Annotated in this window: 7 protein-coding genes and 1 rRNA gene; 6 read left to right on the forward strand and 2 right to left on the reverse strand. The window is 55.3% G+C overall.

Features of this window, described 5'->3' with window-relative positions; all coding sequences use genetic code 11:
* Positions 1 to 45 precede the first annotated feature (45 nt).
* The 5 genes from hemE to BLU64_RS16375 all read left to right on the forward strand — a co-directional run bounded on the left by hemE (position 46) and on the right by BLU64_RS16375 (position 3,646).
* On the forward strand, positions 46 to 1,119 hold the full coding sequence (gene hemE, locus BLU64_RS16355; RefSeq protein ID WP_026744187.1) for a uroporphyrinogen decarboxylase: 1,074 nt from the start codon (positions 46 to 48) through the stop codon (positions 1,117 to 1,119).
* Positions 1,116 to 1,793, forward strand: coding sequence for a deoxyribonuclease V (gene nfi, locus BLU64_RS16360; protein WP_026744186.1), 678 nt, complete (start codon positions 1,116 to 1,118; stop codon positions 1,791 to 1,793). Before hemE ends, nfi begins: the two co-directional genes overlap by 4 nt.
* A gap of 89 nt (positions 1,794 to 1,882) precedes the next feature.
* Positions 1,883 to 2,473, forward strand: a complete 591-nt coding sequence (locus BLU64_RS16365; protein WP_074729420.1) for a YjaG family protein — start codon at positions 1,883 to 1,885, stop codon at positions 2,471 to 2,473.
* Between the two features lie 185 nt (positions 2,474 to 2,658).
* On the forward strand, positions 2,659 to 2,931 hold the full coding sequence (hupA, locus tag BLU64_RS16370; RefSeq protein WP_012882985.1) for a nucleoid-associated protein HU-alpha: 273 nt from the start codon (positions 2,659 to 2,661) through the stop codon (positions 2,929 to 2,931).
* Positions 2,932 to 2,977: 46 nt separating this feature from the next.
* Entirely contained in the window at positions 2,978 to 3,646 is a 669-nt protein-coding gene (locus BLU64_RS16375) for a DUF1481 domain-containing protein (RefSeq protein WP_327062235.1), read from the forward strand.
* Positions 3,647 to 3,703: 57 nt separating this feature from the next.
* Here BLU64_RS16375 and purD read toward each other — a convergent pair whose 3' ends face one another.
* Both purD and purH read right to left on the reverse strand, forming a co-directional pair.
* Positions 3,704 to 4,996 carry a phosphoribosylamine--glycine ligase gene (purD, locus tag BLU64_RS16380; RefSeq protein WP_026744183.1) on the reverse strand — a complete coding sequence of 431 codons (1,293 nt, stop codon included), beginning with the start codon at positions 4,994 to 4,996 and terminating at the stop codon, positions 3,704 to 3,706.
* A gap of 18 nt (positions 4,997 to 5,014) precedes the next feature.
* Positions 5,015 to 6,604, reverse strand: a complete 1,590-nt coding sequence (purH, locus tag BLU64_RS16385) for a bifunctional phosphoribosylaminoimidazolecarboxamide formyltransferase/IMP cyclohydrolase (protein WP_074729421.1) — start codon at positions 6,602 to 6,604, stop codon at positions 5,015 to 5,017.
* A 595-nt stretch (positions 6,605 to 7,199) separates the two neighbouring features.
* Between purH and BLU64_RS16390 the strand changes: the two genes are divergently transcribed.
* Positions 7,200 to 7,369, forward strand: a 16S ribosomal RNA gene (locus tag BLU64_RS16390); the annotation flags it as partial.

Below are 7,369 nucleotides of genomic sequence, written 5' to 3' on the forward strand. Positions count from 1 at the left end.
CAGCGACCTGCGCGCCTGCCGTTCAGGCGCCAAAAGGAAAAGATCATGACCGACCTTAAAAACGATCGCTATTTACGCGCTCTGTTACGTCAGCCCGTTGACGTCACGCCTGTTTGGATGATGCGTCAGGCTGGTCGTTATCTGCCGGAATATAAAGCGACGCGCGCGGAGGCCGGAGATTTTATGTCGTTGTGCAAGAATGCCGAGCTGGCCTGCGAAGTGACGCTGCAGCCGCTGCGCCGCTATGCGCTGGATGCGGCCATTCTGTTCTCCGATATTCTGACGATCCCCGATGCGATGGGATTGGGACTCTATTTCGAAGCGGGCGAAGGCCCCCGTTTCAGTCAACCGCTGAGAAGCCATGCCGACGTTGCGGCACTGCCCATTCCCGACCCCGAACAGGAACTGGGCTATGTGATGAACGCCGTACGCACCATCCGCCGTAATCTGGCAGGCGAAGTACCGCTGATCGGTTTTTCCGGCAGCCCGTGGACGCTGGCGACCTATATGGTTGAAGGCGGCAGCAGCAAGGCGTTTACCGTGATCAAGAAAATGCTGTTCGCCGAACCCCGTACGCTGCATCTGTTGTTGGACAAGCTGGCGGACAGCGTCACGCTTTACCTGAACGCACAGATCAAAGCTGGCGCTCAGGCGGTCATGATTTTTGATACCTGGGGAGGCGCGCTGAGCGGGCGGGATTATCGCGAATTCTCGCTGCATTACATGCACAAGATCGTCGATGGCCTGCTGCGCGAGCATGAGGGCCGCCGTGTACCGGTGACGCTGTTCACGAAAGGCGGCGGGCAGTGGCTGGAAGCGATGGTGGAAACAGGCTGCGACGCGTTGGGTCTGGACTGGACAACGGATATCGCCGACGCCCGTCGTCGTGTAGGCGATAAGGTTGCGCTGCAGGGCAATATGGACCCGTCCATGCTTTATGCTCCCCCTGTGCGCATCGAACAGGAAGTCGCCGCCATTCTGGACGATTTTGGTCCGGGCAACGGCCACGTTTTTAACCTCGGTCACGGCATCCACCAGGATGTTCCGCCAGAACACGCCGGTGCGTTTGTTGACGCGGTACATCGCTTGTCCCGGCCTTATCACCAGGAGAAGGCATGATCGACACTCAGTCTCTTCGGGCTGAGCAGTTAATCAAGGCGGCTCAGGTCGTTCGTCATGACGCGTTCCCGTTCGATCAGCCGGCGTTTATTGCCGGTGCGGACGTCGGGTTTGAGCAGGAGGGCACGGTGACCCGGGCGGCAATTGCCGTATTGGCGTATCCTTCGCTGGCGCTGGTAGAGTACCAAATAGCGCGTATCCCGACGACGATGCCATACATTCCGGGGCTGCTCTCCTTCCGCGAGGCGCCCGCGCTGATGGCCGCGTGGGAAGCACTACGTCACCAGCCGGACCTGCTGTTTGTGGACGGTCACGGCATTTCCCATCCTCGTCGTCTGGGGGTTGCCAGCCATTTCGGGCTGATGGTTGACGTGCCCACCATCGGCGTCGCTAAACGACGTCTGTGTGGTCACTTTGCTCCGCTGGACGACGAGGTCGGCAGTCAGCAGCCGCTATTGGACAAAGGCGAACAGGTGGGTTGGGTATGGCGCAGTAAATTACGCTGCAATCCGCTGTTCGTTTCAACCGGGCATCGGGTCGGTTTGGAAACGGCGTTGTTGTGGGTGAAATGTTGCATGCGGGGCTACCGGTTGCCTGAGCCTACACGCTGGGCCGACGCGGCTGCGTCAAACCGGATCGCATTTCAGCGCTGGCAACATCAGCAAACACTATAGATAATCGCGCCAGCGTTTTTTAGGAATACAGGAATAGGGCCGCTGGCCGTTTTTGGCTACACTGCGGTCCGTCACGTTAGAGATAAAACATGTTACGTAACCCCATTCATTTGCGTCTGGAGAAACTGGAAAGCTGGCAGCATGTCACTTTCATGGCGAGCCTCTGTGAACGCATGTATCCGAACTATCATGAGTTCTGCCGCCAGACGGAATTTGGCGATGCGCAGGTCTACCGTCGTATCCTCGATCTGATTTGGGAAACACTGGTGGTCAAAGATGCTAAGGTTAACTTTGATCTTCAGTTGGAAAAGCTGGAGGATGCGGTTCCATCCGCTGACGACTATGATCTTTACGGGGTCTATCCAGCGATTGATGCCTGTATCGCTTTGGGGGAGTTAATTCACTCTCGCCTGAGTGGTGAAACGCTATCGCATGCTATCGTGATTAGTGAAACCTCCATTAGGACGGTAGCCATGCTTGAGATGACTCAGGCTGGCAGAGAAATGACGGATGAGGAACTCAACGTCATCCCTGCCATTGAAGAGGAATGGGATCTCCAGTGGGAGATCTTCCGCCTGTTGGCGGCCTGTGAAGAGCGTGATATCGAGCTGATCAAAGGCCTTCGCGCGGACCTGCGCGAGGCGGGAAGCAGCAATATTGGGATAAATTTATATCAATAACCGGTAAAACGTGATTTAAGGTCTTAAATGGCCGCTCTAAGGGCTTCACACCGCACCCTGTCTGGTCTACATTTGGGGGGCGTAAAAAAAGTGGCTGTCGGTGCGTATATGCAGGAGAGTGCTTTAATGGCATTTCCGTCGCACTCGATGCTTAGCAAGCGATAAACACACTGTAAGGATAACTTATGAATAAGACTCAACTGATTGATGTAATTGCTGACAAGGCTGACCTTTCCAAGACCCAGGCTAAAGCTGCATTGGAAGCTACTCTGGCGGCAATTACTGAGTCTCTGAAAGAAGGTGATGCAGTACAATTAGTTGGTTTTGGTACTTTCAAAGTCAATCATCGTAATGAGCGCACTGGCCGCAACCCGCAGACGGGTAAAGAAATCAAAATCGCAGCTGCCAACGTGCCTGCATTTGTTTCCGGTAAAGCACTGAAAGACGCTGTAAAATAAGCGCATGCTAAGAAAAGGTTTGAACAGAGGGGCGATTTCGCCCCTTTTGCTTTTTCTTAAACGTACTGCGATTGGGAGCGTAGCCGCCCTGGCGGTTTCCTGCAGCTCCCACTCGCCTCCCTCCGCTTTGTATGCCGGGGGATATCTCTCTGACCGTGGCGTAGTGCGCGTGTGGCGCAAAGACGACCCGGCTCAGCAGCAGACGGCACTTATGACGGTCTTCAGTCCGTTCAATGGCCAAAGCACCCAAATTACCCGCTACCACTTCCAGCAGAACGCCGTACGTGAAATCACGCAAAGCAAGAGCGCGCCTGATAAAGAGGACGTGCGTATTCGTTTTGACTCAAAAGGCGCCGTCAGCTATATGCAGCGTCAGTTGACTGACCGCCGTGAGTTGCTTTCTGATGATGATATTGCGCTGTACCAGTTTGATGCGGTAAGACTCCTGGAAATGAGCGCTGCCATGCGTACGGGCAACGTTCACTTGTGGCAAGGGCAGTGGCAGGACGGGGTGGTCGTGACTTGCAGCGGTCAACGTATTCGTCCGGGTCTCGACAGCAGAGCCTCGCAACGGATAGCGCAGCGCCAGAAGCGATCTTCTGTCCCATTAAGTATTGCCTGGCTGGAGTCGCCGGAAGGGACGCAGCTTCTGCTGGTCGCCAATGAAGATTTCTGTCGTTGGGAACCCACGGCGGAATCATTGCAAAGCGACTAAACGCGGCGACGGTTGAAGTGAGCCTCCGCAAGAAGGCTCACCCATTATGCTAAGACATCAGGAGTGCGACTGTTCGCGGTCGATAGCCCGGTAACCGATGTCGGTACGACAGAAAGATCCTTCCCAACGAATACCTTTCGCGAGCGCATAGGCATTACGCTGAGCATCTTCTACGCTCGCGCCCAGTGCAGTCACGCACAGGACTCGTCCACCGTTGGTCACCACATCATGACCGTGCAGAGCGGTGCCGGCATGAAACACTTTGCCGTCTGCCGTTTCCGAGGTTCTCAGACCTGAAATGATGTCGCCTTTGCGATAATCAGCCGGATAACCCCCAGCGGCCAGAACCACGCCCAAAGAAGGACGGTCATCCCACTCGGAACGCTGCTCATCCAGCTTGCCGTCACAGGCCGCCAGGCAAAGCGCGACCAGATCGGAGCGCATACGTAGCATAATCGGCTGCGTTTCCGGATCGCCGAAGCGGCAGTTAAATTCGATGACCTTAGGTTGACCGTCGGCGGAGATCATCAGTCCCGCGTAAAGGAAGCCGGTGTAGACGTTCCCTTCCGCGGCCATGCCCTTAACGGTCGGCCAGATAATCTGGTCCATCACGCGTTGGTGGATCTCGTCGGTCACCACTGGTGCAGGAGAGTAGGCGCCCATGCCGCCGGTGTTGGGGCCGGAGTCGCCATTACCTACGCGCTTATGATCCTGGCTGGTTGCCATCGGCAGCACATGCTCGCCGTCGACCATGACGATAAAGCTGGCTTCTTCCCCATCCAAAAACTCCTCGACGACAACACGGTGTCCCGCATCGCCAAATGCGTTGCCTGCCAGCATATCCGTCACGGCATTTTCGGCTTCTTCCAGCGTCATGGCGACAATGACGCCTTTACCGGCGGCAAGGCCATCAGCCTTGATGACGATAGGAGCGCCTCTCTTGCGGATATAAGCAAGCGCTGGCTCAATGTCGGTAAAGTTCTGGTATTCCGCCGTAGGTATGTGATGCCGCGCCAAGAAGTCTTTAGTGAAGGCTTTAGAGCCTTCGAGCTGCGCAGCCGCCTGAGTCGGGCCGAAAATGGGCAACTGCGCCGCACGGAATGCATCTACGATACCGATGACCAGCGGCGCTTCCGGTCCGACGATAGTCAGACCGACATCATTTTTCTTCGCGAAGTCAAGGAGCGCCGGAATATCTGTTGCGGCGATGTCGACATTCTCCAGCGACGGTTCCAACGCGGTGCCCGCATTGCCGGGCGCGACGAACACTTTATCCGCCCGGGGAGATTGCGCTGCTTTCCAGGCCAGCGCATGTTCGCGCCCACCGTTGCCGATAATTAAAATATTCATGGTGAGTCTCGCTCCGGATTAATGGCGGAAATGACGCATGTCGGTAAATAGCATAGCAATGCCGTGTTCATTGGCGGCGGCGATCACTTCGTCGTCGCGGATGGAACCGCCCGGCTGAATGACGCAGGTAATGCCCACGGCGGCAGCGGCATCAATGCCGTCACGGAACGGGAAGAAGGCATCGGACGCCATGACGGAGCCTTCGACTACCAATCCTTCATCCTCGGCTTTGATACCGGCGATCTTGGCGGAATACACGCGGCTCATCTGCCCTGCGCCTATGCCGATGGTCATGTTATCGCGGGCATAGACGATAGCGTTGGATTTGACGAATTTCGCCACCTTCCAGCAGAACAGCGCATCCCGTAGCTCCGCTTCGGTGGGTTGACGTTCCGTAACCACCCGCAGCTGTGAAGCGTCGACCATACCGAGGTCGCGGTCCTGTACCAGCAAACCGCCGTTGACGCGCTTGAAGTCAAGGCTGGGAATATGTTGCTGCCATTGTCCGCAGGTGAGCACTCGGACATTCTGTTTGGCGGCGGTAACCCGCAGCGCAGCGTCGCTGACCGACGGTGCGATAATCACTTCGACGAACTGACGGCTAACGATGGCCTGCGCCGTGGCTTCGTCTAACTCGCGGTTAAATGCGATGATGCCGCCGAATGCTGATGTCGGGTCGGTTTTGTAGGCGCGTTCATAGGCGTCGAGAATCGAGTCGCCAATAGCCACGCCGCAAGGGTTGGCATGTTTCAGAATGACGCAGGCAGGTTCGGCGAACTCTTTCACACACTCCAATGCCGCGTCGGTATCGGCGATGTTGTTGTAGGACAGCGCTTTGCCTTGCCATTGGGTTGCGGTAGCGACTGATGCTTCCTTCACTTCTTCCTCTATATAGAAAGCGGCCTGTTGATGGCCGTTCTCGCCATAGCGCATATCCTGCTTTTTAATGAAGTTCAGGTTGAGCGTGCGGGGGAAGTGGCCAGCGGGGCGAGAAGTGTCCCCGTGGTAGGCAGGAACCAGGGTGCCGAAGTAGTTGGCGATCATGCTGTCGTACGCGGCCGTATGTTCAAACGCTTTGATGGCGAGATCGAAACGGGTTTCGTCGGTCAGCGATCCCTCGTGTGAATCCAGCTCGTCAATGATAGAGGAGTAATCTCCGCTTTTAACCACAATGGCGACATCGTTATGATTCTTGGCGGCTGAGCGCACCATGGTAGGGCCGCCGATATCGATGTTTTCAATGGCGTCGGCCAGCGTGCAGTGCTCTTTTGCGACCGTTTGGGCGAATGGGTAAAGATTAACAACGACCATATCTATGGGCTGAATATCATGTTGCGCCATGACAGCGTCGTCCTGACCCCGGCGGCCGAGTATTCCGCCATGCACTTTGGGATGCAGCGTTTTGACTCGGCCGTCCATCATCTCCGGAAATCCGGTGTAATCCGATACTTCCGTTACGGGCAAACCGGCGTCGGCCAGCAGCCGCGCGGTGCCGCCCGTAGAGAGTAGCTCCACGCCGCGTTCAGACAGCGCTTGCGCAAATTCAACGATACCGGCTTTGTCAGACACGCTGAGCAAAGCACGACGGAGAGGACGATGTTGTTGCATGATGATGTGATCCCTTGGCTAGGTTCGTATTCAGAGAGCGTTATGTGAATATTGCTGATTAAAAGCGTAAGTCAGGGCTTTGAGATGAATATTCAGCTAATGCCCCCGCAACCGGGGTCCGGTTTTCAGGGAGGAAATTGTAGCGAAAACGTTTGCGTGATGCTTGCCAAATTTCAGCCTTTGCTTCATCTGTGGATAATTCTGTGCAAAAAAAGGTATAAGGCGGGCTTTTGCTGTGGAATGCAGCAAACGGAAAAGTTTGTGATAAATACTGGTTGCGGGCTGAGAGGAAGTCCCTATAATGCGCTCTCACTGACACGGCGCAGCGGACAACGCGACGCGGTGACAGTCGGAGAAAAACGAAGAAAGTCGTTGACTCTGAATGAGGTAAGCGTAGTATACGCGGCCTCACGTTAGTCGCAACGGCGGCAACGAAACGCTCTTTAACAATTTAATCAGACAATCTGTGTGGGCACTCACAAGACACTATCGCAACCAGATACGAAAAAGTCTTGAAGAGTGAACAACAGTTAATTCATTACGAATGAACAGTAAATTCTTTGAGCATCGCTATTAACTTAGCAAATCAAGCTTTTAATTGAAGAGTTTGATCATGGCTCAGATTGAACGCTGGCGGCAGGCCTAACACATGCAAGTCGAGCGGCAGCGGAAGGAAGCTTGCTTCCTTGCCGGCGAGCGGCGGACGGGTGAGTAATGTCTGGGGATCTGCCCGATGGAGGGGGATAACTACTGGAAACGGTAGCT

Origin of the sequence: Lonsdalea quercina (genome assembly GCF_900107885.1) — a bacterium.
Taxonomy (GTDB): domain Bacteria; phylum Pseudomonadota; class Gammaproteobacteria; order Enterobacterales; family Enterobacteriaceae; genus Lonsdalea; species Lonsdalea quercina.

Coding starts and splice junctions, on each gene's coding strand:
- hemE (WP_026744187.1), top strand. CDS start 46: ATGACCGACCTTAAAAACGATCGCTATTTACGCGCTCTGTTACGTCAG.
- nfi (WP_026744186.1), top strand. CDS start 1,116: ATGATCGACACTCAGTCTCTTCGGGCTGAGCAGTTAATCAAGGCGGCT.
- BLU64_RS16365 (WP_074729420.1), top strand. CDS start 1,883: ATGTTACGTAACCCCATTCATTTGCGTCTGGAGAAACTGGAAAGCTGG.
- hupA (WP_012882985.1), top strand. CDS start 2,659: ATGAATAAGACTCAACTGATTGATGTAATTGCTGACAAGGCTGACCTT.
- purH (WP_074729421.1), bottom strand. CDS start 6,604: ATGCAACAACATCGTCCTCTCCGTCGTGCTTTGCTCAGCGTGTCTGAC.
- purD (WP_026744183.1), bottom strand. CDS start 4,996: ATGAATATTTTAATTATCGGCAACGGTGGGCGCGAACATGCGCTGGCC.